This window comes from Streptomyces sp. NPDC005435 (assembly GCF_040703155.1).
GTDB lineage: Bacteria > Actinomycetota > Actinomycetes > Streptomycetales > Streptomycetaceae > Streptomyces.
This window is the reverse complement of the sequence record NZ_JBEXEQ010000006.1, coordinates 77,696-103,656: the sequence shown is the minus strand read 5'-3', so window position 1 is coordinate 103,656 and position 25,961 is coordinate 77,696. Positions and strand designations below refer to the sequence as shown.

Below are 25,961 nucleotides of genomic sequence, written 5' to 3'. Positions count from 1 at the left end.
GGCGGCCGGTCGGGCCCCCGGACGGTCAGGCGCGCGGATAACGCGCCAGCCACCCCGGCGCCGACCCCGCCGGGCTGTGCAGGGCCGGGCCCTGGGTCATCTCCATGGCGAAGTCGTCGGCCAGCTCCAGGATCGTGGGGCGGCCCTCCAGCTCGGCGAGCCACGCCGGGGGAAGGGCCGTCTCGCCGTGCAGGGCGCCGAGCAGGCCCCCGGTGAGGGCTCCGGCGGCGGCGGACGGGCCGGACTGGTTCACCGCCAGGCACAGGCCGAGGCGTACGTCGTCGGCCGCCAGGGCGCAGTAGACGGCGGCCGCGAGCAGCCCGTCCGCCGTGCCGTCGCCGGCCAGCTCCTCCACCCGGACGGGGTTCGGCGGGCCCAGCCGTACCGCGTTCACCGCGTGCTGGAGCGCCTCCACGACCGGCTGATGGCCCGGCCGCGCCGACAGCAGCGCCACCGCGCCCCACACCGCCGCGTCCAGGTCCTCGCCGCGCGCGAGGGCGTGCACGATCACCGCGTACGCCCCCGCCGCCAGGCACGCGACCGGATGACCGTGGGTCTGCGCCGCGCACTCCACGGACAACTGCGCCACCAGTTGCGGCTCCCAGCCCACCAGCAGCCCGAAGGGACCCGAGCGCGCCACCGCCTCCGGGCCCAGCTCGCCGGGGTTCTTCGGCCGCTCCAGGGTGCCCATCACCTCGTCGCCGAGCCCGCTCAGCAGGGACCTCGGGGGCTCCCTGCGGGCGTACAGCCACTCCTCGCGGGCCAGCCAGCCGTCCTCCTTGCGCCGCTCGTCGGGGCCCCAGTCCCGCTGGGTCGCCCGCCAGCGCAGGTACGCCCGGTGCAGATCGGTCGGCGGATGCCAGGCGCCGGTGTCCCGGCGGACCTGGGCGCGGATCAGGCCGTCCACCGTGAACAGGGTGAGCTGGGTGTGGTGGGTGACCGCGCCGCGCCGCCCGTGCGCGAAGCCCAGGTCGAGCACGCCCTCGGCGCCGTACGCCGAGCGGATCTCGTCCAGGCCGAGCACGTCCACGGGCGCGCCGAGGGTGTCCCCGAGCGCGATGCCGAGCAGGGTGCCGCGCACCCGGCTGCGGAAGTCCTGCTGTTCGGTGCGACCCCAGACGGCGCCGCTCGTCACACTCATGCGGCCCCCCTCACGGCACCTCGCGTCCAGCCGACGGGCAGCACTGTAATGGACCGCGAACGGTCCGATCAGCCGCGCAAACCGGCCTCGCCAGGCCATTACCGGTCAGGTGTGAACGCTTTGTTTTCGCGTTCACACCTGTGAGCCGGTGTGAGAGTCAGGGCCGCCCCTCACCCCTTGGCGGCCTTCAGCTCCTCCGGACACGGCGTCCCGCGCGGCAGCTGGTACGGCGCCGCGAGGTGGTACGTCCCCGCCCGGGGCGCCAGCAGCACCGTCCAGGCATCGCCCTGCGCGTCCTGCGGGGTCTCGGCCAGACAGCCGCTGACGTTGACGTACGACTTCGGCACGCCGTCCGCCCGCTTCTTGGACGCCTCCGTCTCCTGCGGCGGCTTCAGCGGCTTGCCCTGCTCGTCCACCACGCTCAGCCACGGCGAGTACGGAATCCGGATCAGAATCCGGCCCGCCCTGCTCACCTTCAGCGTCATCTCGCCCTGCTCGGCCCGCAGGACCACCGCGTGCGGCTCCGCCAGCGGCACCGGGTCGGTCACCCGGAACAGCTGCCAGTCCGCGTTGCCCCACACCTGCTTCAGATACGGCATCCCGCGCAGCACGAGCGCCCGCTCCCGCTGCCCGCCGTCGCCGTCCGGGTCGTCCGCCTTCGGCAGCACCACGTAGTGCACCGCCCAGCGCTGCAGCCACTCGTGATAGTTGGCCGAATTCAGGGTGTCGTCGTAGAAGAGCGGGTTGCGCTCCATGTCGGCCTGGCGGTTCCAGCCGCGCGCCAGGTTCACGTACGGCGCGAGCGCGGACGCCTCGCGGTGCGAGCGCGCCGGGACCACCTCCACCCGGCCCTTCTCCGCGCCCACCTGCTGGAGTTCGTTCACCAGCGGGGCCAGCTCACGCGCCCAGGAGGCGGCCGGGGTCGTGTGGATCACGTCGTCCACCGACTTGAACCCGATCCAGCCCACGAACCCGGCGACGGCCAGCACCAGCGCGTACCACTTGTGCGTGCGCGGCACCGCGAACGGCAGCGCGGCCACCAGCGCCGTGCCCGCGAACAGCATCGGAAGCCGCGAGATGTTCGTGCCGATCTGCGAGCTGATCAGCCACACCAGCACCACGCTCAGGCTGTAGACCCCGGCCGTCAGCCGGACCGTCACCCACTCGCGCGGCACCAGCGCCAGGCACAGCAGCCCGTACAGCAGCGGCATGATCACCGAGCCGAACGTCATCGGCTGGGTGCCGGAGAACGGGAACAGCCACGCCGACAGCGCCACCACCGCCGCCGGGGCAAGACCCAGCGCCCAGGCGCCGGGCCGCCGCTTCTGCAGGAACAGCGCGACCGCGATCAGCCCCACGAACAGCCCCGCCACCGGCGAGGACATCGTCGCGAGCGCGGCCAGCGGGGCGGCGGCCAGCGCCTTCGCCCAGCGCTTGTAGCGGCCCTCGTAGGGCCAGTAGAGCAGCACCGCGACGGCGCCGATCCCGAACAGCGCGGCAAGTCCGTATGCCACCCAGCCCGACACCGCCCCGGCGAGCAGCGCGAACACCCCGGCGAGCAGCGCCAGCGGGGCCGCCGCGAGGGCCTTCGCCCAGCTCGCGTACCGGCCCTGGTAGGGCCAGCAGAACACCGCCGCGACCGCGCCGAGCGCGAACATCGTGCCGAGCCCGAACGTCACCCGGCCCGAGGCCGCGTTGCCCATCAGCGCGAACACCCCGGCCAGCGCGGGCCACAGTGGCTCGCGCACCGCCCGGCCGCGCACCAGGATCAGGGTGAGCAGCCCGGCCGAGAACGTGCCCGCGATCATCATCGTGGTGCGCACACCGAGCACGGACATCAGATACGGCGACAGCACGCTGTACGACACCGGGTGCATCCCGCCGTACCAGGCGAGGTTGTACGCCGAGTCCGGGTGCCGGCCGACGAACTCCGCCCAGGCGTCCTGCGCCGCGAGGTCGCCGCCGCTGTTGGCGGACGTGAAGAACCAGATCACGTGCAGCACGGCCGCGAGCGCGGTGATGAACAGGACGGGGTGCTCGCGGGGCCAACGGCGCCAGGCGGCAGGGGGGTTGGCGCCGGGGCGGCCGGGCGCGGCGGTACCCGAGCCGTCCGTACGTGTGCGGTGCGTGTCGGCCGTGACGTCCGTACCGGGGTCAGGGCTCATGTGGCCTCCGCCCTCGGTGCGGTCGGCGCGTGTCGGCTCGGCTGTGGCCACCTGAAGGCACTCCCCGTGTCCCGTGTGCTGTTCCCGGCCACCTGTCCCGTACGCGCTCCCGGCCGGTTCTCGTCCCGCTGTGCGGCCTTGTCCCGTGACCGGTGACCTGCCCCGTTTCGTGACGCTAGCACGCACCCCGCCGCACGGCTCCCGGGCGGGAACACATGCGGCGGGGTGCGGGGTGCGGGCGCGGGGTGCGCGGGGGTGCGGCGCGCTCAGCCCAGGCGGGTCAGCTTGCTGCCGAGGCCGGGCTCGGTGAGGTCGTCGCGGAGCGCGACCGGCACCTGGACGGCACCGGCGGAACCGTCACCGACCGTGAGAGTGCCGACCTTCGTGCCCGCCTTCGCGATGTGCGGGACGGCGCCGCCGGTGAAGGACAGCTTCACCTTCAGGCCCGCCCAGCCGATCGCCTTCACGTCCTCGGTCACCTCGACCGGGGTCTGGCCGCCGAGCCCGTCGTCCACGTACCCGACGACCGTGCCCTTCTTCAGCACCGTCGCCGACTTCAGGGCGCCCTGCGCGGCCCGGATCAGCTTGTCGCCCGCGTCCAGGACACCGGTCAGGATCGAGTTGTCGGACTTGGCCGGGGGCTGGCGCATCGCGGCACCGATGATCAGCCGCGTCTGGCCGTCCACGTCCTGCTTCGCGGCGAACACCAGGTTGCCGAGGGCGGAGGTGGTGGTGCCGGTCTTGATGCCGACGACGTTGTTGTGCCCGACGAGCTGGTTCCAGTTGGAGTGGTACGTGCCCTTGTAGTCGGTGTACGACATCATCGCCGCGACCTCGCGGAACGAGGGGTACGCCATCGCGGCCTTCGCCAGCTTCACCTGGTCCCGGGCGGTGCTGACCGTCGAGTCGGTCAGGCCGGAGGGGTCGGTGTACTTGGTGTCCGCCATGCCCAGGCGCTTGGCGGTCGTGTTCATCTTGGCGACGAACGCGGCCTCCGAACCGGCGTCCCAGCGGGCGACCAGGCGGGCGATGTTGTTCGCCGACGCCAGCAGGATGTCCTTCAGCGCCTCACGCTGGGTGATCTCGTCACCGGCGGTGACGACCACCGTCGACTCCTGGCCCGCCTTCGACTGCGACTGGGCCGTCTTGTCGATCTTGATCTTCGGGCCGTCGGCGCCGCTCTTGAGCGGGTGGTCGTGCAGGATCAGATACGCGGTCATCACCTTGGCGACACTCGCGGTCGGCACGGGCTTGTCCGAGCCGGAGGAGCCGAAGGTGCCGATGCCCTGCACGTCCAGCGCGGCCTGGCCCTCGGCGGGCCACGGGATGTCGGCCTTCCCGCCCTCGAAGGTGTAGCTGTCCTTCGCGGTCAGGGCCAGCGCGGGCTTGGGCAGCGGGCGCAGCGCCTGGACGACGCCCAGGATCACGATCAGCAGCAGCACCAGCGGCGTCCAGATCTTGACCCTGCGCACCAGCGTCCGCACCGGGGTCTCCGGCGGGGGCGGCGTGTTCGTCAGCTCCGCGAGCAGGTCGAGCGGCGGCTTCGGCGGCAGCGGCTGCTGCGTCGTCAGCTCCGGCCCGACCTGCGGGACGCTGCGGGTCTCCTCGGCGGCGGGGCTGGTCCTTATGTCCCCCTTGAGCGCGACGAACCGGCTGGTCTTCTCGGCCGCCTTCTCCTCGCCCTTCCCCCCGATCTTCAACATGGTCGTCGGCTGATCCACCGCCTTCGGCGCCCGCAGCGTGGTGGTCGGCTGATCCTTGGCCGGCTGCTTGGGGGAGCGGAGGGTGGTGGTGGGCTGGTCGGTGGGGGTCGCCTGGGCGGCGGGCTTGGCGGAGCCCTTGCCGGTGCCCGTGCCGTCGCCGGTGCTGGTGCCGGGCTTGCCCTCGGGGGCACCGGACCCGGACTTGGGGGCGGGGATGACCTTGCCGGCGGACCCCGACTCGGAGGCGGGGGCGGCGTCCCCCTTGCCGACGGCCGACTCGCCCTCGGGCTTCCGCCCGGCGGGCTCGGCGGCGGGGGAGGGCTTGCTGCCCGTCTCTTCGGCGGAGCCGGGGACGCCCTTGTCCTTGAGGCCGGCCTTGTCGTCGGACTCCTCGGCGGAGCCGGTGCCGGCGGCAGGCTTCCCCTCGGGCTTCTGCCCAGCGGGGCCGGCCTTGGCGCCGGAGGGCTTGCCGCCGGTCTGGCCGGCAGACCCCGCCTTGGCGGCAGAGGCGGCAGAGGCGGCAGAGGCGGCAGAGGCGGCCGTGCTGCCGTCCTTGCCGGAGGCCGACTCGCCCTCGGGCTTCCGCCCGGAGGGGACGGTCTTGGTGCCGGAGGAGGGCTTGCTGCCGGTCTTGTCGCCGGAGCCGAGGGCGGGCTTGTCCTTGAGGTCGGCCTTGTCGTCGGACTCCTCGGCGGAGCCGGTGCCGATGGCCGGCTTCCCCTCGGGCTTCCGCCCGGAGGGGTCGGCGGCGGGGAAGGACTTGCTGCCCGTCCTGTCGGCGGAGCCGGGCTTGTCCTCAGGCTTCCGCCCGGCGGCCCCGGACCCGCCTTCGGGCCGGCCCACAGCGGCGGCGTTGCCCTTGGGGGCGCCCTTGTCGTCGGACTCCTCGGCGGAGCCGGTGCCGACAGCCGACTTCCCCTCGGGCTTCCGCCCGGCAAGGCCAGCCTTGGCACCGGAGGCGGACTCGGCGGCGGGGGCGGACTTGCTGCCGGTCTGGTCGGCAGAGCCCGCCTTGGCGGCCGCGCTGTCGGCCTTGTCGGCGGCCGACTCGTACGCGGGCTTCTGCCCGGAGGGGCCGGCCTTGGCGCCGGAGGCGGCCTCGGTGGTGGAGGAGGGCTTGCTGCCCGCCTTGTCGGCGGACTCCTCGGCGGAGCCGATGCCGACGGCCGACTCGCCCTTGGGCTTCCGCCCAGCGGGGCCGGCCTTGGTGTCGGAGGTGGCGCCGGTGGCGGGGGAGGGCTTGCTGCCGGTCTGGTAGGCAGAGCCCGCCGTGGCGGTAGAGGCGGCCGTGCTGTCGGCCTTGTCAGCGGCCGACTCGCCCTCGGGCTGCCGCCCGGCAGCGCCGGACTTCGCGCCGGAGGCGGGCTCGGTGGCAGGGGTGGACTTGCCCTCGGCCTTGACGGCGGGGCCGGACTTGGCGTCGGGAGTGGTCGTGTCGGAGGGCTTCCCGGCCGGAGACCACACGTCCTCGGACTTGGCGTCGGGGGCCGGCTCGTCGTCGCGGCCGGAGGCGGCGGCAGCGGTCTTGCCCTCGGCCCTGTCGGCCGACTCCGCCTTGGCGCCGGGGGAGGGCTTCCCGGCCGGGGCGGACTCGTCGCCAGGGGAGGTCTTGCCCTCGGCGTTGGCGGCAGGCCCCGTCTTCGCGGCGGAGCTGAACTCGGCGTTGTCGGCGGGCTTTTCGGCCGGGGCCGACTTGTCCTCGGGAGAGGTCTCGCTCGAAGCCTTGCTGGCAGACCCCGTCTTGTCGGCGGAGCCGGAGGCTGCGTTGCCCGCGGGCTTTCCAGCCGGGGTGGACTCGTCGTCGGGGGAGGCGTTGCCCTCGGCCTTGCCGGCAGGCCCCGCCTTGGCGGCGGAGCTGGACTTGGCGTTGTCGGCGGGCTTTTCGGCCGGGGCCGACTCGCCCTGAGCCTTGTCGGCGGAGCCGGCGGTGGCGTTGCCCGCGGGCTTTCCAGCGGGAGCCGACTCGTCGGGGGAGGTCTTGCCCTCGGCCTTGTCGGCAGAGCCCGCCTTGCCGCCGGAGGCGGGCTCGTCCCGGAGGTCTTCGGCGGGCTCCGACTCGGGAGCCGGGCCGGTGTTGTCCTCACGCTTCGACTTGGGTTCGGAAGCGGGCGCGGACTGGTCAGCGGTGCTGGACTCGGCCCCCTCGGGGCCTGCGTCGGCGCTCACACGGGAGCCCCCGGCGGACGGCTTGCTCCCGCCCTTGGCGGCCCCGCCGTCACTCTCGGCCACGCCGACCTTGGAGGAGCCACCGGCCCCGGCACCCTTGGCAGCACCCACGGAAACGTTGTCGCCGACACCCGCACCGGAGCCGCCCCCGGCAACCCCCTCAGACGCGCCGTCGCCCCCGCCCGCAGCCTTGCCGGCGGCGTCCTCGCCCGCAACGGAGTCGGCGGCAGCCCCGCCAGCGGCGGCCCCCTTCGAAGCGCTGCCCGTAGCCCCGCCGGAGGCGTCGGCGTCCTCGGTGGCTTTCCCGGACTTGTCCGCAGCCGCGCCGGCGGCGTCGTCCGCGCCCGTAACGGAGTCGGCACCGGAAGCCCCACCGGACGCAGCCCCCCGCGAAGCCTTGTCGGAGGCGTCGTCCTTGGTCGCAGCCTTGCCGGAGGCGTTCTTCCCGGACTGGTCCGCAGCCGCGCCCGCCGCATCCCCCTCGCCCGCAACGGAGTTACCCCTCGCGGCCCCGCCGGAAGCCCTCTCCTCGGACTCGGCCGAATCCACCCCCTCCGCCGAACCGACGGAGTAACCCTGCTTCGACCTGTCGGGGGACTCGCCCGCCACCGATGCCTCCTCCATGCGCCGCACGCTCGCTCGCGCGCCCTGTCCGAACCATGTACCAGTGTCCTGTGTGGGGGCTTGCCCGAGGTGGCAGACGAGAACGACATACCTACCGGTTCCCCCATGAACCGGGCACGCACCCTCGACAGATGAATGTGAGAGGCGTCACCCTGTCATTCATCCACGCGGGGAGGCATGGATGGGCAGGAGCCGCAGAACAATTCCGGAAGAGCTTCTGCTGCTCGCACTGGACCCGGCCACGGGTACCACTGCGCAGCCGCAGTCGCTCGACCTCGGTCTGGCCGGTGCGCAGCTAGTGGAGCTGGCGCTGGCCGGACGGATAGCCCCAGACGGGGATCGTATCGCCGTGGTGGTGCCACGGCCGACAGGAGATCCAACTCTGGACAGCGCGTTGGAGCTGCTGCGCAGGCGCGGCGCTCCGGTACGGGCGGTCCACTGGATCGGCGGCCCACGCCTGGGCCTGCGCCAGACGTACCTTTCCCACCTCGAACGGTGCGGAATGGTCGCCGCGGTCGCGGGCCAGATGTGCGGGGTGCTGCCGACGACGCGGTACCAGGCGACGGACACGGCGATCAGCCGCGAGATCCGCTCCCGCCTGGACGCCGCGATCCGCACCGGCGTACCACCGGACCCGCGGACCGCCGCGCTCGCCGCGCTGGCGCACGCCGTGGGCCTGGGCAAGCACCTCTACCCGGGCAACGAGGGTCGCTCGTCCCGTTCCCGGCTGCGCGACCTCATCCGGCACGACCCGATGGGCGGGCTCGTCGCCCACGCCGTCATGGACGTGCAGAACGGTGTCGCCGCGCAGCCCCGGCGGGGCCCGGCCGGGCCGCCCCGGCCGAGCGGTCCCGCGCGGGCCGAACCGGCGCACGGGGTGCCGATGCAGCCGCATCACGGCCCCATGGCGCGGGCCGCCGCGCACTGATCCACTCGTACGGTTCACGGTCAGGCGGTGGGGCGAACGTCGCCCCGCCGCCTCGGCGTTCACCCCAATCATGTCCGAACTGACGCGTACGCGCCGCATATCCGATGTTTTCCAGCGGTAGAAAGCACCTTGGTGGCAGTCTGCTCAACAGCAGATACACAAAGTGTCAGGAACAGGCAGGCAGCCGGAGGTGCGCTAACCGTGGCGTCCAATGTCAATCCCACCGTCAGGCGACGCCGTCTCGGCCAGGAGCTGCGCAAACTCCGCGAGGCGAAGAACATGACCGCCGAAGAGGTGGCCGACCGCCTGCTCGTGTCGCAGTCGAAGATCAGCCGGCTGGAGAACGGCCGCCGCAGCATCAGCCAGCGCGACGTGCGCGACCTGTGCGGGGTCTACGAGGTCGAGGACCAGCGCGTCGTCGACTCGCTGATGGAGATGGCCCGCGACTCCCGCCAGCAGGGCTGGTGGCACACCTTCGGGGACATCCCGTACAGCGTGTACATCGGCCTGGAGTCGGCCGCGCAGTCCCTCAGGGTGTACGAACCCCAGCTGGTGACGGGCCTGTTGCAGACCCGGGCGTACGCCGAGGCGCTGGTGCGCGGCGCGCTGCCGGAGACCTCGACGGCCGAGATCGACAAGCGGGTCAACGTCCGTATGCGCAGGCAGGACAGGGTCACCGAGGAGGACAACCCGCTGCGCCTGTGGGTCGTCCTGGACGAGGCCGCGCTGCACCGGGTGGTGGGCAGCAGGCTGGTGATGCGCGAGCAGCTGGAGCACCTCATCGAGATGTGCCAGCTGCCCCATGTCACCGTGCAGGTCATGCCGTTCGAGGCGGGCGCGCATCCGGGGCTCAACGGCCAGTACGCCATCCTGGAGTTCGCCGACACGGCCGACTCCAGCGTGGTCTACCTGGAGGGCGTCACCAGCGACCTGTATCTGGAGAAGGCGCCCGACGTGCAGAAGTACGCCGTGATGTACGAGCATTTGCGGGCACAGTCCCTCAGTGTGGAACATTCCCGGGAGTTCATCGCGAAGGCGGCCAAAAACTTCGCGGACTGAGGTCCCCGGACACGCGGCGAGGGATCGTACACCGTCGGCCCGTCCGAGCGGAGGCGCGTTTGGAATATGCCATCCGCTCGGGTGAACGTCCCATCCATGAACGGCAGTTGCCGGGTAGCGTCGATCACGCCAATCGCTCGACAGGGTTGGCGTGAACCGCACCACCGCAACTCGCAACAGGAGTGGACATGGCACTGATTCAGGGCGCTTCGGAGACGTGGATGAAGTCCTCCTATTCCGCGGGCAACGGCGCCTGCGTCGAGGTCAAGTCGCCGACCGTCGCCGGACTCGCCGTTCGCGACTCCAAGGTCACCGAGGGGCCCGTGCTGGCCTTCCCGGCCGAGGCGTGGAACACCTTCGTGGCCTCGGTCAAGGCGTAAGGACCCCTCCCGGGTCCACCTCGCCTCCGTGGAAGCGCGACCGATGCTTCGACGGCGACCGTGTGAACAGCACCCCGCGGAGCCCTCTCGGCCAGACGCCGTCCTTGCCGAGGGGCTCCGCGCAGTGAACTCGACAAGGCGTGAACCGGGGCGAATTCAGCGCACCGGGAACGCCACGTCGCACACCGGGTCCTCGGGCCCGGCCGCCGCCCAGTCGGCGAAGTAGACCTCACGGCACGGACCGGCGATCTCCAGACCGGCCGCCGCCACCCACCGCTCCACCGCCTCGAAGGCGGCCAGGATCTGCGGATGCGCCACCTGCGCCTTGACGATCCGGGTACGTGCCGTCCTCCCCGCCGGCTCCACCCGCACCCGGACCGCCCGGGGACCGCCGTGCCGCTCCGCCCACTCCCGCGCCGCCCGCTCGTCCGCCACCGGCACACACGCCTCGGCGGGCCCGTCGCTCTCCATCGACACCTCGGCGTGGTACACGACGAACGGAGCCCCCGCCACGCCCCCGCACTCCCGCGCCGCGCCCTCCAGCCGGTCCAGCGCCGCCGGGATCCACGCCGGCAGCTCGTCCGCCAGCGTGCGCCGCGACTCGGTGAGCACCACCTGCGCGGGCACCTCCACCGTCTCGACCGTGAACCTCTCGTCCATCTCGGAACTCCCTCGGGAAAGCCGGTCACGGAGGTAGGCGGCGAGGGTCCGCTGCCCGGCGATCCGGGCCTCCACGTCCGCCCAGTACGCCGCCAGCCGCGCGGCGGCCTCGGGCCCCTCGGCCCCGACCACCCGCGCGACCTCGGCCAGCGGCATGTCCAGCTGCCGCAGCAGGGCCACCAGACGGGCCCGCTCGACCTGCCCGGCGCGGTAGTAGCGGTAGCCGGTGACCTCGTCCACACGGTCCGGGGCCAGCAGTCCGAGCCGGTCGTACAGCCGGAGCGCCTTCGCCGACAGCCGGGACCGCGCGGCGAACGCGCCGATGGTCAGCGGCTCGTCGTCCGCGGTGGCCGGCGGCCCGTCGTCCGAGGTGGCCGGCGGCTTCTCGTCCACAGTGCCTTCCTCCGTCGCCGGGCGGCTGTTCCGCCCGGCGACCACGACGCTCGGCCCTGCCCCAGGGGCAAGGTCAACCGTCAGCCGAGCTGGGCCTCGATCGCGGCCACGACCTCCGCCGACTCCGGCTCGGTCTGCGGCGAGAAACGGGCGACGACCCGGCCGTCGCGGCCGATCAGGAACTTCTCGAAGTTCCAGCGGATGTCACCGGTGTGGCCCTCGGCGTCGGCGAAGCCCACGAGGCGCTCGTAGAGCGGGTGCCGGCCTGCGCCGTTCACCTCGACCTTCTCCGTCAGCGGGAAGGTCACGCCGTACGTCGCCGAGCAGAACTCCGCGATCTCGTCGGCGGAGCCGGGCTCCTGGCCCATGAACTGGTTGCAGGGCACCCCGATCACGGTGAAACCGCGCTCGGCGTACCGCTCCTGGAGCCGCTCCAGGCCCGTGTACTGCGGGGTCAGCCCGCACTTGGAGGCCACGTTCACGATGAGGACGGGGCCGCCCGCGTACCGCGCGAGGCCGGCTTCGCCGCCCTGGAGGGCGCCGATGGGGGTGTCCAGTACGGGGGTGTTGTCATTGGTGGTCGTCATGGGCGGATGCTAACCGGGGAGGGGGCGGCGGGATCGTCCAGCCCGGTCGCGCCGGGCGCCCTGGTCGCCTGGTGGGGCCCGGTCACGCGGTGCGGGCCGGTTACGCCGTGTGGCCCGGTCACGCCCTGCCGCCCGGCCCCGTACCGTCCGGCCGTCCCGCCGCCGCCAGTCCGTCCCCCGCCGCCGTGCGCTCGTACAGCACCGAGCGGCCCGCCCGGCGCCGTACCACCAGGCCCGCTTCCCGCAGCACCTTCAGATGGCGGCCGACCGAGCCGAGGGTCTGGCCGGTGACGGCGGTCAGCTGGGTGGTGCTCATGGGGGAGTCCAGCAGGAGGAGGACGCCCGCGCGGGCCGGGCCGAGCAGGGCGCCCAGACCCGCCGGGACCGGCCGCTCGCGGTGCCAGGCGAGGGAACCCGCGCAGGGGTAGACCTTGGCGTAGCGCACCCCGTCCTCCCAGCACACCCAGCCGCCGCGCTGCGGGGTCACCGGGACGAAGAACAGCTCGGCGCCCGCGATGTCGCGCGGGGGATTCGCCTGGAGGTTGACCTGGAGGCGGCTGCCCCCGAGCCACCGCGTCCGCCCCGGCCGCAGCGAGTCCAGCACCCCGGCCCAGCCGTCCCGGCTCACCCGCGCCGTGCGCGCCAGCACATCCGCCTCCAGCACCTTCCGGCGCCGCTCCCAGGTGGGCCGTACGGTCTCCTCCCACACCCACTCCAGGAGCGTGGCCGCCCGCTCGGGCAGGTCGTCGCGCTCCAGTACGGCGGGGATCGGCCCCTCGACCGAGAGCAGCAGATGGGCGCGGGCGTCCGCCGGACGGGCGGCGCGTACCCGGGCGACCTCGGTGGCGAAGTCCTCGCCGGGGCGGGGGGCCGGGGTCAGGAAGTCGGCGGTCCAGTTGCGGCCGAGCCCGGCCCGTACGAGCCGCGCGGTGACCGGTTCGTCGGCCAACAGGGCCTGATAGCCGGGGAGATGGGCCCGCAGCCACGCCCGCTCCCCCGGATGTGTACCGCTCCCCGTGTGCAGCAGCCACAGCGCCGCGAAGGTCTCGGCGAGCGGCGAGATCACGAACCGCCCGCGCGCGAGCGTGTCGGCGTCGAGCCGCCACCATCCCAAGTCCGCTCCTCCTCACGACCTTTCGCGCGACCGCGAAACAATACCGGTGCGAGCGAGCCGATTTGAGACTCTCGCCATGTCCAGTTACCGATCTCTGTTCCGTACCCCGGAGTTCACCCCGCTCTTCGTCGGCTCGGCCGCCAAGACCGCCGCCCAGACCCTCGGCGGACTCGCTCTCGGCACCCTCGTCTACCGGGTCACCGGCTCCCCGCTGCTCGCGGCGGTCAGCATGTTCGGCCCGTCGCTCGTCCAGGTCCTCGGCGCGACCGTGCTGCTCTCCGGCTCCGACCGGCTGCCCCCGCGCACCGCCCTGTCCGTCATCGCGCTGGCCTTCGCGGCGGGTACGGCGCTCCAGGCGCTGCCCGGGCTGCCCGCGGCCGTACTCCTGCTGATCGTCCTGCTGTTGGGCCTCGTCGCCTCGCTCGGCGTCGGGGTCCAATGGGGGCTGCTGAACGAGATCCTGAGCAAGGACGGTTATCTGCCCGGGCGTTCGCTGTTCAACATGATGAGCGGCCTGGCGCAGATCACCGGGTACCTCACCGGCGGCGCCCTGCTGACCGCCCTCTCCCCGCGACTCTGCCTGCTCCTCGCGGCGGCCCTGTATCTGACGGCCGCGCTGCTGCTGCGCCTCGGCCTGTCCGCCCGCCCGCCCCGGGCCGGTGGCCGGCCGTCCCCGGCGGTGACCTGGCGGACCAACGGCCGTCTGTGGGCGGACCGTTCGCGCCGGCTGACCTATCTGGGGCTGTGGGTGCCCAACGGCCTGGTCGTCGGCTGCGAATCGCTCTACGTGTCGTACGCCCCCGGCGCGGCCGGCACGCTGTTCGCGTGCGCGGCGCTCGGCATGTTCGCCGGGGACGTCTCCGTGGGCCGGCTGATCCCGCCCGGGGTGCGCCGCCGCCTCGCGCCCCCGCTGCTGCTCCTGCTCGCGGTGCCGTACCTGCTCTTCGCCGCGCACCCGCCGCTGCCGGTGGCCGCGGTGTGCGTGACGCTCGCCTCCGTGGGGTTCGGCGCGAGTCTGGTCCAGCAGGAGCGGCTGATGAGTCTGACCCCGGACGAACTCGCCGGTCACGCCCTGGGGTTGCACTCGGCGGGCATGCTGAGCCTCCAGGGCGTGAGCGCGACGCTGGCCGGTACGGTCGCCCAGTTCACCTCTCCGGCGACGGCGATGACGGTGATGGCGGCGTCGTCGGCCGCCGTGACGCTGGCGCTGGCTGTCGCGGGTCGTCGGCGTCTTCCCGCGAGCGCGGCTCCGGAAGCCGCTTGACCCCGGGGGAGGCGCGAGGATGCGGGTGGGCGGGTCATGACCACGTGAAGAAGGGGCGCGGAATACGTCCGCGAACGGTGGTGTTTGCGGTGAAATGACCGACTGGACGGCGGAGGTCCGCGACCGCCTGGCAGCGGAACGCGAGGCCACGAACGCCCGGATCAAGGCGCTGAGCAGGGATTTCCAGGCGATCGTCGAAGCGAACGCCCTGGTGGCGGTGGACGACGAACACGACCCCGACGGCTCCAGCACCGCCTTCGAACGCGCCCACGTCGCCTCCCTCCTCAAACAGGCCGAAGCCCACCTGGACACCCTGGACGACGCCCTGACCCGCCTCACCGAGGGCACGTACGGCCACTGCGAGACCTGCGGCCGGCCGATCCCCCCGGAACGGCTGGCGGTACGGCCCGCGGCGACGATGTGCGTGGAGTGCGCGGGCTCGAAGCGGCGGCGTTAGGGGGAGACACCCCCTAGCACGGAGCGGCCCCCGCAGTGGCCGGAACCGCTCTACCGGGCCGCCGGGACGCCCGCGTGGGCAGGATGCTCCCCGAGCCACTTATGGGGGGAATCCGTGACTATCCGTACCGAGGCCGCCGCGGTCCTGGCGGCCGCCGCGCTCGCCCTGACCGCCTGCTCCGGCCCGGGCCACACCGACGGTGAGGGCGGCGCCGAGCACGTGTCCGCGCCCCGGGCCACCGCCGGCGGTCCGACGGCCCACTCGGCCGAGGAAATCGCCTACCTCACCGTCGTCCGGGCGAAGGTCCCCGCGCTGAAGCGGCTCCCGGACAAGGAACTCATCGCCTTCGCCCACGCCTCCTGTGACGCCATCGACGCCGGCAACAGCCCCTCCGACGTGGCGGTCACCGCCGAGAGCGGCCTGCACATCGGAGTGGCGAACAGCGGCTACCTCATCGGCTCGGCGGTCAGCCAGTTCTGCCCGGAACACATGGACGAGCTCTGACCCCGGACCTCCCGGCCCCGAGGTCAGCCCTCCGCCGCCGGCTCACATGAAGGCGCCGTACGACGCCGGTGTGCTGTTGCCGAGGACGAGCTGGAGCAGGGCGGCGTCGTGGGGGCGTACCCAGTACGAATCGGTGGCGAGGTCCACGGCGGCGGTGTACCCCAGGCGGGCCTGGGTGACGTTCTGCTGGTGGCGCTCGTACGGCAGGTCCAGCGGACCGTGGAAGTGGATCGGCTGGTCGGTGGCGCCCTTCGCGCGGTCGCGCCAGGCGAGCTCGACCCCGCCGTGCGGGGACTGCCGGAGAAGCAGGTGGCCGAGGACCTGGCTGCCGTCGCGCAGGCCGTACGACAGGATGCTGAGCCGCACTCCCCGCCGCAGCCGCGCGGCGTCGGCCTCCACCGTGCGGGAGGCGCCCAGGCCGAGACCGGCCATCGGCTTCGCGGCCCAGCCCCGGTACAGGGCCGAGGTCGCCTGCGCGCCGCGCGGGGCCGGGAGGAAGGACGCGGGAAGCAGCGCGCGGATCACCGGGTGGAGCACGAAGTAGAAGACCAGCATGCCCAGCAGACCGAGTGCCGTCCTGCCCATCAGCAGAGCGGTGTAGAAGAAGCCGAGGGGTAGGACGAACACGGCCAACACGTGTATGCGGTAACGGGCGTTCACAGTTCCTGCCGGCGAGCTTCCTGGTCCGGGGGTTCCGGAGAGACGGACCGGAAGGCTATCCGCAGCGGACCGGCTTTCCGGCCGGAGCCCAGGATTTTTCCGAACGTTGGGGAAACCTGTGGTGTTCCCGGGGACAACCCCGCTGCCATCCGGCGAGTCGAACTGGGCGGTGTGGAACGGATCTTGTTCTGTCCCGCGCCACCCGTCTCGTCCCGTCCGACATTCGGAGCCGACTTTGCCCCAGTCCCCCACGCTCCAGCGCCGCCGCTTTCGCCGTGGCGCCCTGACGCTCGCCACCGGCGTCGCCCTCGCGCTCAGCAGCTCCGCCCTCACCGCGCTGTCCGCCCAGGCGGCCCCGGCGGCCACCGCCGCGCCCAGCGGCAAGCACCTGCACGACGACTACAACGGCGACGGCTACGCCGACGTGGCGATCGGCGCCCCCGGCACCGCGCTCGGCACCCAGAAGAAGGCCGGCGCGGTCACCGTGCTGTACGGCTCCGCCAAGGGCCTCGCGACCTCCCGCAAGCAGGTGCTGCCCTGGTCGAGCCGCCAGGGCGCCGCCGCGCCGCAGACCGAGTACGGCACCACCCTGCGCAGCGCCGACCTCGACCAGGACGGTTACGCCGACCTGCTGTCGAGCGTGCGGTGGACGCCGCCGGGCGGCAAGGCGGGCCGTTACATCACGGTCAACTGGGGTGGCCCGAAGGGGCTTTCGGCCGAGCCGGTGCTGCTCCCGGTCGCGCCGGACATCGCCTCGCCCGCGGACTTCGCGGTCGCCGACGTGGACGGCGACGGCCACCCCGACGTGGCGCAGGTCGGTATGCGCGTCAACGGCGGCTCGCATGACGGCGCCGTGCTGCACGGGCCGTTCACCAGGGCCGGCCTCGCCGCCGGCGCCACCACGTACTTCGACGTCCACAGCTACTGGAATTCCGTGTCGCTCGCGGCAGGTGACGTGAACGGTGACGGCATCGCCGACCTCGCCGTACGCACGATCGACACCGAGGAGCCGGACTCGCACCGCGTCTTCCTGCTCCTCGGCGGCCACGACGGTTTCACCAACAAGGGTGAACTGAAGGACGCCAATGGCTACCGCTTCGGCGGCCAAGAGGTCGCGATCGGCGACCTGAACAACGACCACTACGCCGACATCGTCGTCGGCCACCACTACGACAACTACGACAGCGACCTCGACCTGCCGACCAAGGGCGGCGCGATAGGTGTCGTCTACGGCGGCCCGAGCGGCGTCTCCACCAAGCTCAAGCCGGTATGGATCAGCCAGGACACGGCCGGCGTGCCCGGCGTGGGCGAGGGCTACGACGGCATGGGCACCGGCGTGTCGATCGGCGACACCAACGGCGACGGCTACAACGACGTCGCCACCGGCGTGCCGGGCGAGACCTACGACGGCATCGCCCAGGCGGGCACCGTGCTGGTGCTGCGCGGCAGCGCGAAGGGCCTGACCGGCACCGGCGCCAAGTCCTTCGGCCAGAACACCCCCGGCATCCCCGGTGTCGCCGAGAAGGGCGACATGTTCGGCACCTCGACCGCCCTGGTGGACGCCAACGGCGACAAGAAGGCCGAGTTCATCGTGGGCGACCCGGCCGAGAACGCCTCCAACGGCTCGGTCTGGGTACTCCCCGGCACCTCCGCCACCGGCGCCTTCTCCTTCGGCTCGGCCACGGCCGGCCTCCCCGCCACGAAGAGCCTCTTCGGCACGGCCCTGAGCGACTGACCGGCCCACCGGACACGAAACGGCCCCCTCGGAGATCACTCCGAGGGGGCCGTTCGACGTCCCGTGCCTCTTCAGGCGTTGTGCCCCCGGCAGGATTCGAACCTGCGACACCCGCTTTAGGAGAGCGGTGCTCTATCCCCTGAGCTACGAAGGCGGGGATCTGTTGGAAAATGTGTAGGAAATGGCAGCCAAAGCTGCTGATCCCTGACACACAGGTCCGGTGACCCAGCGGTGCGCCAGTGGAGGCGTGCACCGGCGCCAGTGTAGCGGGTGAGGGGTGGTTGGTGACGAGGGTCCCACGAGCCGGCGCTCGGGAGGTGCTGCTCGTGGGAGGTGGCGGGCAGGTCACGTGCCGAGTGCATCAGTCGCGCCGAGGGCGATGAAGTTGATCATCCAGGCGAAACCGAGGTAGATGCGCAGGGCTCCGTTGAACCGCATCCTCTTGGTTCTCGGGTCGATCTCTCTGTCTTCTTGCGTCTCGTATACAGGAATCAACTCGTTATGTGATCCATTCCTGCAGGGAATCTCGACCGAGTGTAGAGGCGATAGATTTTCGCCCCTGCCCTTACCAGGAATTCGCGGGCCGGGAGTGGGGTGTAAATTTTCTTTCCATCGACTGTGATCTGGCGCTCACAGGATCGTCCGACCGCCGCGTATGCGTCGTGGATGCAGTGTGCGTATTGATACTTGTTCAGAGGCTTGGGGTCGATCCCGTCATACTGTGGCGTGTAGACGACGATCCCCCGGGCGATCAGTCCGGCGCGGTGGGCCCCGCGCCAGGCGGTGTCCAATACGGCGGCGAGGACGCCTGGCGCACGGTCGAGGATCTCGTGCGCGAAGCGCAGGGCGGTGCCGGCTTCTTCTTCTCTCTCCGGATCCTCCTCCGGAGATCTGTGCCGCGCGCCGTCGGCGTTCAGGATGATCCGGCTGTGGGATTTCTGCGGGAGACGCACGGAGAAGGAAACGATCTTCTTTCCGTACACGGCTCTGTCGCCGCTTTCGATCTGCATGTCGGCATCGGGGTCTACTCTGTGGCGTTTGTACTGGCCAGTTCTCTCGCCGATGGTGATTTTTTCGGTCTGGTCAGAGGGTGGCCGGACGACGGTGGCGTCGCCGTTGATGGCTTGTTTGCGGGCGGGGCGCAGCCAGCAGCCTCTTGGCCTTTTATCGGATAGATAGCCGGGGGCGATGGCCTGCCTGATCCAGGCGTCTCGTGAGGCCACACGGAGCTCGGGCAGGGTGTCGAGCATTTTCTGCCGGTATTCCGCCCAGTGATGACGCTGGGAGCCTGTCGCCGGGAGGGAGTCGGCTTCTTTGTCGCCCAGGCATTGGCGTACGCCCTCGCGTACGGTTTTCCAGATGACGTCGTGCTGGAGGTTCGCTCCGGTGGCGCGGGCGGTGTTGAAGACCGAGTTGGCGCAGACGTAGATGAGGAAGATGTAGGGCGGGTAGCGGGGGGTGCGGCCACGCGTGCCGGGCTTCTCGCGCGGGAGGACGGCTGCGGCCACCTCGTACAGGGCAGGGTTGGCGACGACGAACTCAAAGCGTTCGATCTCCGAGATGTGCCGGGCTTCGGGACCCTTGGGTTCGGGCTGGAAGCCGACGGGACTAAAGATGTCCTGTGGGGTGGGCCCGAGGATCCAGTCCGGCTTCTTGGGCCGGGTGCCCCTACTGGGGTTCTTGGGGGCTTTGGCTTTGCGCGGACTGCTCGCCAACGGACTCATGCGTCGCCCTCCGCAGGAGTGGGCCGCCACTCGTAGTCGGCCAGTGGGGCGGCGCCGTCGAGTGAGGACAGGCCGAAGCGGAGTGCGACATCGGCGATCTGTCCGGACTCCCTGAAGACCTTTGCGGCGACCCAACTGGAGACGTCACGTGGGGTTGCCGACCGGCCCCGGGGCGCGGTGCCGCTGCTGCGCACGATTTCGCCGATGGCGGTGCACACGCTGGCCTGGCGCCGATAGGCGGGGCCGTCGACGACGGTAGTGAGGGCGCGTGAACCGTCCGTATTGGAGCGCTGGAGGAGGAATTCGGCCCGCAATCGTAGGACCTCGCAGACCCAGTCGTCGCTGAGCGGACAGTAGCGGGCGGTGACGCGGGACGCGCCGACGGCCCAGACACGGGCGTGGGCGAGATCGAGGTCCGTGGTGCTGTAGCCGATCTCGCTCGTGTGCAGGCCGGAAAGAAGCAACCCGAGGATGGTGGCGTGCCCGGTCTGTGGCATGCCACGTTCGGCATGGAAGCGCAGATTCTCGATGTCGCGATCGGTGAGCACGCCGGTGGGGCGGGGTGCTCACCGCGGGATGGCGGGAAGGTCGAGCAGTGGGCCTTCGTCGTCAGACCGAGTCGGCGAGCCCGGGCGAACAGGGCGTCGACGCCAGACTTGCGATTGGTCGCCGCCGCCATCATCTTCTCGGTGATCTCGGTCTCGGAGAGACCGGCTCGCTCGGCGGCGTCCAGTCCCGGCCACAACACCCCCGGATTCGACACCACGACCGCCCAAGCGCATCAGTGGCGACATTTCCGGTTAAGGTCGCCTCCACGCCATCAAGCGTCCTGAGTCAACCTGATCAGTAGTGGTTGTAGGTGAGGGTGGCGATGGCGTCGTGGCTGTGGATGCTTTCCAGGTTCCTCGCCTGAATGGCATGATTAAGCCCCTTTTTGCGGCAGGCGAGGCTTATGTCGCGAATCATGTCTTCGACGAAGACGGGGTGGTCATAGGCCTGCATGGTCACGACACGCTCGTCGGGCCGTTTGATGAGAGGAATGACAGGTGCTGAGCCGGCGGTGCGCAGTAGGTGGACCATCTCGTGGACAGGCAGCGGGTAGGGGGCGTCGGCGGCGCCGGTGACCTCAAGGGTGATCTCGCTGCGCTGGTTGTGTGCACCGTAGTCGGAGATGGCTTTGGAGCAGGGGCACAGGCTGGTTACGTGAGTGGTCACCGCCGTCGTGACGGTGCAGTCGGAGTCATCGATACGTCCAGTGACGGTCAGGTCGTGGGCCTGCCAGGACTCCTGACCGCTGGCGGGAGCGGTGACTGGGGTGGCGATCGGCAGGGTGAGGATGAGGGTTAGGGCCGGGGCGTCCAACAGGGTGAGCCCACGCTTGAGCGCGATGGGCAACTCCTGCGGGGTGAGAGTGGCTACTTCCTCGTGGACTAGCGCGATCATGCGGCTCATGTGGGTGCCGCGCCGGTCAGCCTGCAGGCAGACGGTGACGGCGATGTCGGCGATGCCGTTCTGGCGGGTGTGGCCGTCATCGAAGGTGAGGGGGTAGCGCAGGCCGCTGATGCCGACTTCGTCAATGGCGATACCGCGACTGTCGGGCTCATTTTGGATGTCGTGCATGCAGTCACTCGCCTCGGTAGGTGCAACCGGAGGTGCAAGTTTCGCGCACGGTGATCGCGGACAGGTCGGGAAGTTCGGTGACCAGTCGGTCCCAGATCCAACGCGCCAGGTTCTCGCTGGTGGGGTTGTCGAGGCCTTCGATGTCGTTCAGATAGTAGTGGTCGAGTTGTGCATCAATGGGCTTAAAGGCTCGTTTGATGTCTCCAAAGTCCATGACCCAGCCTGCCTCTGCGTCGACTGGCGCTTCCACATGCACGGTGACCTTGTAGGAGTGGCCGTGCAGGCGGGCACACTTGTGGCCTTCGGGAACACGCGGCAGGCGGTGGGCTGCTTCGAAGGTGAACTCGCGAAAGATTTCCATTACTGAATTCCCAGATACTTGTGCGTCTGGAGAGAAAGTGTCCAGCGCGGGTTCTTCATGCAGTACTCGACGGCGGCGCGGGTGTGGTCCTCGCGGTTGACGTCATCCAGCGGTTGCAACCGGAAGTGGCGAAAGTCCAATCCCTCGAACTGGGTAGGGTCACCACCGGCCTGGGGGTAGACCAGTTTGAGTTCGTCGCCGCTTGTGAGGACCAGCGTGGAGCCGATCTTCGGGCTCACACACAGCCAGTCGATGCCGCGGGGGGCTGGGCGGGTGCCGTTGGTTTCCACAGCGATTTCGAAGCCGCGCTCGTGGAGCGCGTCGATGGCGTCCTCGTCCAACTGCAGCAGAGGTTCTCCGCCCGTGCATACCACGAACCGATGTGCCTGGTCGGCGGTGGGCCAGGCCGCCTCGACTGCGTCGGCCAACGCCTGCGCCGTGCGGAAGCGGCCGCCGCCTTCGCCGTCGGTGCCGACGAAGTCGGTGTCACAAAACTGGCAGATCGCACGGGAGCGGTCGCGTTCCCGACCGGTCCATAGGTTGCATCGGGAGAACCGGCAAAAGACCGCTGGGCGTCCGGCGTGGCTGCCTTCTCCCTGCAGCGTGTAGAAGATTTCTTTGATCAGGTAGGTCATGCTCAGACGCTCTGGTACCGGATGGGGTCCTTGACGCCGGCTTCGGCGAAGCCCTTAAGTCGCAGCAGGCAGGTGTCACACCGGCCGCAGGCCCGGCCCTGCCCGTCGGGGTCGTAGCAGGAGGAAGTGAGGGAGTAGTCCACGCCCAGGCGGAGTCCCTCGCGGACGATGTCGGCCTTGGACAGGGCGATGAGGGGGGAGCGCAGCGTGATCTTGGACGTTCCTTCGACGCCGGCCCGGGTTGCCAGGTTGGCCATGGTGGCGAAGGCCTCCATGTACTCGGGGCGGCAGTCGGGGTAGCCGCTGTAGTCCACCGCCGTGACCCCGGTGAAGATGTCGCTGGCACCGACGGTCTCGGCAAACGCCAGCGCGAACGACAGGAAGATCGTGTTGCGGGCTGGCACGTAGGTGACCGGCACCCCCGCATCCTCTACGTTCGCGAGGGACTCGTGCTTGGGTACCTCAATGTCGGCGGTAAGGGCAGAGCCGCCGAAGACTCGCAGATCGATGTCGGCGATGACGTGTCGGGCCACCCCCTGGGCCTGGGCGACGTGCTGAGCTGCCTCCAACTCGATGGAGTGCCGCTGGCCGTAGCGGAAGCTGAGCGCATACGGAGTGAATCCCTGGTCCTTGGCGATGGCCAGCACCGTGGTTGAGTCCAGGCCGCCGCTCAGCAACACGATCGCGGGACGGTCCATGCTGTCACTCCCTTGTCTGATGTCCAGTTGCCCCCCGTTGAGGCAGTGGCAGCCTACCCTCCTAACTACCGGCTACAGTAATCACAACTAGAAACGAGTTATGGAAGCCAGAGGTCGATCCGTAGTGAACGAGTTGCCCATCGTGGTCACGTGCACGGATCGGAAGGCCTCCCCGCCAGAGCCGGGCCTGCAGGCGCGCTCACTGTCTGCTACTGACATCCCCCACCGTGCTGCGGAATGGGCGCACCGTCTGCGAACCGCCCAGGGGCCGCAGGTCGCCTTGGGAGAGCTGTACCAGGGAGACCAGTGGCGGCGCGCCACGGCCCTCATCCAAGTGGCATCCCGCGCAGGATTTGCGCCCCGTCTGTACGTAGCCTCGGCCGGTCTGGGCCTGCAACCAGTCTCCAGCTTTGCCCCGTCCTACGCGGCGACTTTCATGCCTCGACACGCAGATTCCGTGGCTTCCTCTAGCGCGCAGGCAGTCGACTGGTGGGATTACCTGCAGCGCATGGACGCCAGTCGCCCTCTGTCCCAGATCGCGACTGCTGCCAGACGGGCGCTGGTGGTGCTGTCCGAGACCTACGCCCAGGCTATGCACCGCGACCTTGCCGCGCTGGCGGCCACGGGGGCCGACGTGGTCTTGATCGGTGGCGCCTGCAATATGGACGGGATCGTGCGCATACCCGCCAACGCCGCCTTGCGGCAGGCCCTGGGTGGCACCCTGACCAGTCTGAACGTCCGCATGGCCGCCTCCTGGCTCGAGCACTGCTCACCGGGCCGCCTCATCACCCCCGCCGCCAAGGAGCGTTGGAGCGCGTGGGCGTCCCAGGCGGCCCGCCCCGAACGCTATGCCCGCCGACCGATGTCGGACGAGACTGTGGTCGCTTTCATCAAGGAGGTGAAGGGCCTTTACCCCGACTACTCGCGCACCCGCCTGCTGCGCCTGCTGAGAGATAAGGGAATGGCCTGTGAGCAAAAGCGATTCGCGGACCTGTATACATCAACGATTGGCCCTCGATGACCCCCACTGTGCTTAAGCGTCGGGCCCTGCGGATCGACCAGCACCCCACGATCCCCCTGTACGTGTTCACCCTGGCGGCCGAGGAGGTGCACCAGGTCGCTGACGTAGCGCGGATCTCCAGGGACGAGGCCGGCAAACTGATCGGCTACCAGCGCCCCGAGAAGAAGCAGCACGTACGCCAGATCCTGGAATATCTCGACGGGGAAGAGGTGCTCTTTCCCAACGGGTTGATCCTGGCGCTGCCCTCGAGTGTGCGATTCAAGTCCAGCCCGGGTCCGAGCAGCAGCGACGGCCTCTGCACGTCGGGCACACTGGAGATCTCTCTGCCCGACACCCCTGATGCCCCGCGACCGGCCTGGATCGTTGACGGTCAGCAGCGTAGCCTCGCACTGGCCCGCACCCGCAACACCCGCCTGGCCGTGACCATTGCCGGATTCGTTGCTGAAGACCTGGAAACCCAACGGGACCAGTTCCTGCGCGTGAACACGGTCTCCCCGCTGCCCACCAACCTGGTCACCGAACTCCTCCCGGAAGTCGGCACCGTCCTGCCGACTAAACTTTCAGCCCGCAAACTCCCCTCCGTCCTGGTGGAAGCCCTCAACCACGACAAGGACTCACCGTTTTGCGGACTGGTGCGCCGCCCGTCCACCACGGCCGAGCAAAAGGCGGACGCCGTCGTCACGGACAACAGCCTCACCACGGCCATACAGGAATCCCTCAATTCCCCTTCGGGCGTTTTTTTTCCTTACAAGAATCTGTCCAACGGCACCGTCGACACGGCCACCATCCGCCAACTCCTCGTTATCTACTGGAGTGCCGTGCGTGACACTTTTCCCCAGGCCTGGGGGCTCCCGCCGACCCGATCCCGGTTGATGCACGGCGTGGGCATTCGCTCCATGGGGCGACTGATGGACCGCGTGATGATGACCGTCCATCCCGCCTCCCCCCACGCGATCGACCAGGCACGGGCCGAGCTCGCACTGATCGCCCCCCACTGCCGCTGGACTCACGGACGCTGGCCCGACCTGAACCTTCCCTGGAACGAACTGCAGAACAACCCGCGCCACATCAGCACCCTCTCGAACTACCTCCTCCGTACCTACGTGCAGGAAAAGGCAAAAGTCGCGTGAAGTTCTATTTCCCTGACAGTCAGGACCTGGTGAGCCCTAGTTACGACTTCATCAACGATGAGTACTCGCCCTACCGAGTGCGCCAGCGCGATGACGTCTACGCACATCAGGCCGTGACGCCGATCCCCTACGACGGGATCCTTGTCAGCAAAGCGGTTGTTGACGGATCCATGAAGGGTGCAGGGAAGTACTCCGCCCCACAGCGCGAGCGTCTCTACCGCCTGGGCGTGAGGAACTTTTTCCGCCTCCCCGACACATGCTCCACGATCGGCGACTGTGGCGCCTTCAACTACATCGATGAAGCGCGCCCGCCGTATGAGGTGGACGACGTCCTCGACTTCTACGATCGCTGCGGATTCGATGCGGGCATCAGTATCGACCACATCATTTTCGGATATATTCCGAAAGAATCCGACGCGGAACCGGAGTCAGCGTGGGTGGAGCGCCAGCAGATCTCCCTCGAACTCGCCGAAGAATTCATCATAGCCACCAATTCACAAGGCGTCCGCTTCGAGCCTGTCGGCGCCGCCCAGGGGTGGGGGCCTGACAGTTACGCCCACAGTGTCGCGCAACTCCAGAAAATGGGATATCGGCGTATCGCTCTCGGTGGCATGGTCCCACTGAAATCGCACGAGATCCTTGCCTGCCTGCGCGCCATCGATGAAGTCCGCACCCCCGAAACCGGACTACACCTGCTCGGCATTAACCGCGTGGAAAGTATGGAGCAGTTCGCCCGCCACGGCGTGACCAGCTTCGACAGTACCTCCGCCTTCCGTCAGGCCTTCATGGATGACCGCAATAACTATCACACGGCTACCGGCTCTTATACGGCAATCCGCGTCCCTCAGGTCGACGGCAACCCCGCCCTGAAGCGCCTCATTCTCTCCGGCCATGTCTCCCAGGCCGAGGCCATCATCGCCGAACGCTCATGTCTACGTGCCCTGCGTGAATTCGACCAGGAAGAAACAGCACTCGAAGAAGTCATGCGTGCTCTCGCGACCTACGAAGCCCTCGTGCTCGGCCCAAAAAAGAAAAGCTACCTCGAGCTCTACGAACGCACCCTGAGTGACGCCCCCTGGCGCAACTGCCCTTGCGCCCTGTGCAAGAAGCACGGAATAGAAATCGCTATATTCCGTGGAAGTGAACGGAACAAGCGTCGTGGATTCCATAATCTCACCGTACTCGAAGCCAAGATGAGGCAACTCACCTTCGCGTAAACTCACCCGTTCTAG

The 25,961-nt window shown here is 70.0% G+C and carries 23 protein-coding genes and 1 tRNA gene; 10 read left to right on the top strand and 14 right to left on the bottom strand.

Translation table 11 applies throughout. The features are described 5' to 3' along the window. Window positions 1-25: 25 nt before the first annotated feature. From AB0898_RS09610 to AB0898_RS31860, 3 genes are all read right to left on the bottom strand, one after another. Window positions 26-1,141, bottom strand: coding sequence for an ADP-ribosylglycohydrolase family protein (locus AB0898_RS09610; protein ID WP_366802296.1), 1,116 nt, complete (start codon window positions 1,139-1,141; stop codon window positions 26-28). Window positions 1,142-1,311: 170 nt separating this feature from the next. Next, window positions 1,312-3,357, bottom strand: coding sequence for an MFS transporter (locus AB0898_RS09605; protein ID WP_407078316.1), 2,046 nt, complete (start codon window positions 3,355-3,357; stop codon window positions 1,312-1,314). Window positions 3,358-3,572: 215 nt separating this feature from the next. Then, complete coding sequence (locus AB0898_RS31860; protein WP_407078321.1) at window positions 3,573-5,852, bottom strand: D-alanyl-D-alanine carboxypeptidase; 2,280 nt, start codon at window positions 5,850-5,852, stop codon at window positions 3,573-3,575. A gap of 2,128 nt (window positions 5,853-7,980) precedes the next feature. Between AB0898_RS31860 and AB0898_RS09595 the strand changes: the two genes are divergently transcribed. The 3 genes from AB0898_RS09595 (at window position 7,981) to AB0898_RS09585 (ending at window position 10,166) form a co-directional block, all read left to right on the top strand. After that, window positions 7,981-8,727, top strand: coding sequence for a GPP34 family phosphoprotein (locus AB0898_RS09595; RefSeq protein ID WP_366802293.1), 747 nt, complete (start codon window positions 7,981-7,983; stop codon window positions 8,725-8,727). 201 nt (window positions 8,728-8,928) lie between these two features. Beyond that, entirely contained in the window at window positions 8,929-9,786 is an 858-nt protein-coding gene (locus AB0898_RS09590; RefSeq protein WP_366802292.1) for a helix-turn-helix transcriptional regulator, read from the top strand. Window positions 9,787-9,974: 188 nt separating this feature from the next. Beyond that, window positions 9,975-10,166 carry a DUF397 domain-containing protein gene (locus AB0898_RS09585; protein WP_366802291.1) on the top strand — a complete coding sequence of 64 codons (192 nt, stop codon included), beginning with the start codon at window positions 9,975-9,977 and terminating at the stop codon, window positions 10,164-10,166. A 156-nt stretch (window positions 10,167-10,322) separates the two neighbouring features. Here the strand turns inward: AB0898_RS09585 and AB0898_RS09580 are convergent, their stop codons facing one another. The 3 genes from AB0898_RS09580 to AB0898_RS09570 all read right to left on the bottom strand — a co-directional run bounded on the left by AB0898_RS09580 (window position 10,323) and on the right by AB0898_RS09570 (window position 12,920). Next, window positions 10,323-11,219 (bottom strand): MerR family transcriptional regulator, encoded by an 897-nt coding sequence (locus AB0898_RS09580; protein ID WP_407078315.1) that lies wholly within the window; start codon window positions 11,217-11,219, stop codon window positions 10,323-10,325. An 80-nt stretch (window positions 11,220-11,299) separates the two neighbouring features. Then, a complete protein-coding gene (locus AB0898_RS09575) occupies window positions 11,300-11,806 on the bottom strand; it encodes a glutathione peroxidase (protein WP_366802290.1) in 507 nt (168 codons plus the stop codon). A 118-nt stretch (window positions 11,807-11,924) separates the two neighbouring features. Further along, the gene (locus AB0898_RS09570; RefSeq protein WP_366802289.1) at window positions 11,925-12,920 is read right to left on the bottom strand and encodes a helix-turn-helix domain-containing protein; all 996 of its coding nucleotides are present in this window, start codon (window positions 12,918-12,920) and stop codon (window positions 11,925-11,927) included. Between the two features lie 76 nt (window positions 12,921-12,996). On the opposite strand from AB0898_RS09570, the gene AB0898_RS09565 reads away from it, so the two are divergent. From AB0898_RS09565 to AB0898_RS09555, 3 genes are all read left to right on the top strand, one after another. After that, window positions 12,997-14,184, top strand: a complete 1,188-nt coding sequence (locus AB0898_RS09565; RefSeq protein ID WP_366802288.1) for an MFS transporter — start codon at window positions 12,997-12,999, stop codon at window positions 14,182-14,184. Between the two features lie 94 nt (window positions 14,185-14,278). After that, complete coding sequence (locus AB0898_RS09560; protein WP_366802287.1) at window positions 14,279-14,641, top strand: TraR/DksA C4-type zinc finger protein; 363 nt, start codon at window positions 14,279-14,281, stop codon at window positions 14,639-14,641. A gap of 114 nt (window positions 14,642-14,755) precedes the next feature. Beyond that, the gene (locus AB0898_RS09555) at window positions 14,756-15,145 is read left to right on the top strand and encodes a DUF732 domain-containing protein (protein ID WP_366802286.1); all 390 of its coding nucleotides are present in this window, start codon (window positions 14,756-14,758) and stop codon (window positions 15,143-15,145) included. Window positions 15,146-15,187: 42 nt separating this feature from the next. Here AB0898_RS09555 and AB0898_RS09550 read toward each other — a convergent pair whose 3' ends face one another. Beyond that, window positions 15,188-15,772 (bottom strand): hypothetical protein, encoded by a 585-nt coding sequence (locus tag AB0898_RS09550; protein ID WP_366802285.1) that lies wholly within the window; start codon window positions 15,770-15,772, stop codon window positions 15,188-15,190. A 268-nt stretch (window positions 15,773-16,040) separates the two neighbouring features. Here AB0898_RS09550 and AB0898_RS09545 point away from each other — a divergent pair, with 268 nt between their 5' ends. Further along, window positions 16,041-17,540, top strand: a complete 1,500-nt coding sequence (locus AB0898_RS09545) for an FG-GAP-like repeat-containing protein (protein ID WP_366802284.1) — start codon at window positions 16,041-16,043, stop codon at window positions 17,538-17,540. Between the two features lie 81 nt (window positions 17,541-17,621). On the opposite strand, the gene AB0898_RS09540 is transcribed toward AB0898_RS09545, so the two are convergent. The 7 genes from AB0898_RS09540 to queC form a co-directional block, all read right to left on the bottom strand. Further along, window positions 17,622-17,694 (bottom strand) — tRNA-Arg (locus AB0898_RS09540). Between the two features lie 337 nt (window positions 17,695-18,031). Further along, a complete protein-coding gene (locus tag AB0898_RS09535; RefSeq protein ID WP_366802283.1) occupies window positions 18,032-19,264 on the bottom strand; it encodes a hypothetical protein in 1,233 nt (410 codons plus the stop codon). Then, window positions 19,261-19,812, bottom strand: coding sequence for a hypothetical protein (locus tag AB0898_RS09530; protein ID WP_366802282.1), 552 nt, complete (start codon window positions 19,810-19,812; stop codon window positions 19,261-19,263). The genes AB0898_RS09535 and AB0898_RS09530 overlap by 4 nt, the downstream gene beginning before the upstream one ends. A 295-nt stretch (window positions 19,813-20,107) precedes the next feature. Further along, window positions 20,108-20,884 carry a GTP cyclohydrolase, FolE2/MptA family gene (locus tag AB0898_RS09525; RefSeq protein ID WP_366802281.1) on the bottom strand — a complete coding sequence of 259 codons (777 nt, stop codon included), beginning with the start codon at window positions 20,882-20,884 and terminating at the stop codon, window positions 20,108-20,110. A gap of 4 nt (window positions 20,885-20,888) precedes the next feature. Beyond that, complete coding sequence (gene queD, locus AB0898_RS09520) at window positions 20,889-21,245, bottom strand: 6-carboxytetrahydropterin synthase QueD (RefSeq protein ID WP_366802280.1); 357 nt, start codon at window positions 21,243-21,245, stop codon at window positions 20,889-20,891. After that, the gene (queE, locus tag AB0898_RS09515; RefSeq protein ID WP_366802279.1) at window positions 21,245-21,880 is read right to left on the bottom strand and encodes a 7-carboxy-7-deazaguanine synthase; all 636 of its coding nucleotides are present in this window, start codon (window positions 21,878-21,880) and stop codon (window positions 21,245-21,247) included. The genes queD and queE overlap by 1 nt, the downstream gene beginning before the upstream one ends. A 2-nt stretch (window positions 21,881-21,882) precedes the next feature. Beyond that, the gene (gene queC, locus AB0898_RS09510; RefSeq protein WP_366802278.1) at window positions 21,883-22,578 is read right to left on the bottom strand and encodes a 7-cyano-7-deazaguanine synthase QueC; all 696 of its coding nucleotides are present in this window, start codon (window positions 22,576-22,578) and stop codon (window positions 21,883-21,885) included. Window positions 22,579-23,086: 508 nt separating this feature from the next. Between queC and AB0898_RS09505 the strand changes: the two genes are divergently transcribed. From AB0898_RS09505 to dpdA, 3 genes are read left to right on the top strand one after another with little or no spacing between them, the layout of a single operon-like run. Continuing rightward, window positions 23,087-23,599 carry a hypothetical protein gene (locus AB0898_RS09505; protein ID WP_366802276.1) on the top strand — a complete coding sequence of 171 codons (513 nt, stop codon included), beginning with the start codon at window positions 23,087-23,089 and terminating at the stop codon, window positions 23,597-23,599. After that, window positions 23,596-24,729 (top strand): DGQHR domain-containing protein DpdB, encoded by a 1,134-nt coding sequence (gene dbpB, locus AB0898_RS09500; RefSeq protein ID WP_366802275.1) that lies wholly within the window; start codon window positions 23,596-23,598, stop codon window positions 24,727-24,729. The genes AB0898_RS09505 and dbpB overlap by 4 nt, the downstream gene beginning before the upstream one ends. Further along, window positions 24,726-25,946, top strand: a complete 1,221-nt coding sequence (dpdA, locus tag AB0898_RS09495) for a tRNA-guanine transglycosylase DpdA (RefSeq protein ID WP_366802274.1) — start codon at window positions 24,726-24,728, stop codon at window positions 25,944-25,946. Before dbpB ends, dpdA begins: the two co-directional genes overlap by 4 nt. The last annotated feature ends 15 nt before the right edge of the window (window positions 25,947-25,961 follow it).

Excerpts from the sequence above, each read along its gene's own strand:
- AB0898_RS09610 (WP_366802296.1), bottom strand. The coding sequence starts at position 1,141 with ATGAGTGTGACGAGCGGCGCCGTCTGGGGTCGCACCGAACAGCAGGAC.
- AB0898_RS09595 (WP_366802293.1), top strand. The coding sequence starts at position 7,981 with ATGGGCAGGAGCCGCAGAACAATTCCGGAAGAGCTTCTGCTGCTCGCA.
- AB0898_RS09585 (WP_366802291.1), top strand. The coding sequence starts at position 9,975 with ATGGCACTGATTCAGGGCGCTTCGGAGACGTGGATGAAGTCCTCCTAT.
- AB0898_RS09575 (WP_366802290.1), bottom strand. The coding sequence starts at position 11,806 with ATGACGACCACCAATGACAACACCCCCGTACTGGACACCCCCATCGGC.
- AB0898_RS09565 (WP_366802288.1), top strand. The coding sequence starts at position 12,997 with ATGTCCAGTTACCGATCTCTGTTCCGTACCCCGGAGTTCACCCCGCTC.
- AB0898_RS09560 (WP_366802287.1), top strand. The coding sequence starts at position 14,279 with ATGACCGACTGGACGGCGGAGGTCCGCGACCGCCTGGCAGCGGAACGC.
- AB0898_RS09535 (WP_366802283.1), bottom strand. The coding sequence starts at position 19,264 with ATGAGTCCGTTGGCGAGCAGTCCGCGCAAAGCCAAAGCCCCCAAGAAC.
- AB0898_RS09525 (WP_366802281.1), bottom strand. The coding sequence starts at position 20,884 with ATGCACGACATCCAAAATGAGCCCGACAGTCGCGGTATCGCCATTGAC.
- queD (WP_366802280.1), bottom strand. The coding sequence starts at position 21,245 with ATGGAAATCTTTCGCGAGTTCACCTTCGAAGCAGCCCACCGCCTGCCG.
- queE (WP_366802279.1), bottom strand. The coding sequence starts at position 21,880 with ATGACCTACCTGATCAAAGAAATCTTCTACACGCTGCAGGGAGAAGGC.
- queC (WP_366802278.1), bottom strand. The coding sequence starts at position 22,578 with ATGGACCGTCCCGCGATCGTGTTGCTGAGCGGCGGCCTGGACTCAACC.
- AB0898_RS09505 (WP_366802276.1), top strand. The coding sequence starts at position 23,087 with ATGGACGCCAGTCGCCCTCTGTCCCAGATCGCGACTGCTGCCAGACGG.
- dbpB (WP_366802275.1), top strand. The coding sequence starts at position 23,596 with ATGACCCCCACTGTGCTTAAGCGTCGGGCCCTGCGGATCGACCAGCAC.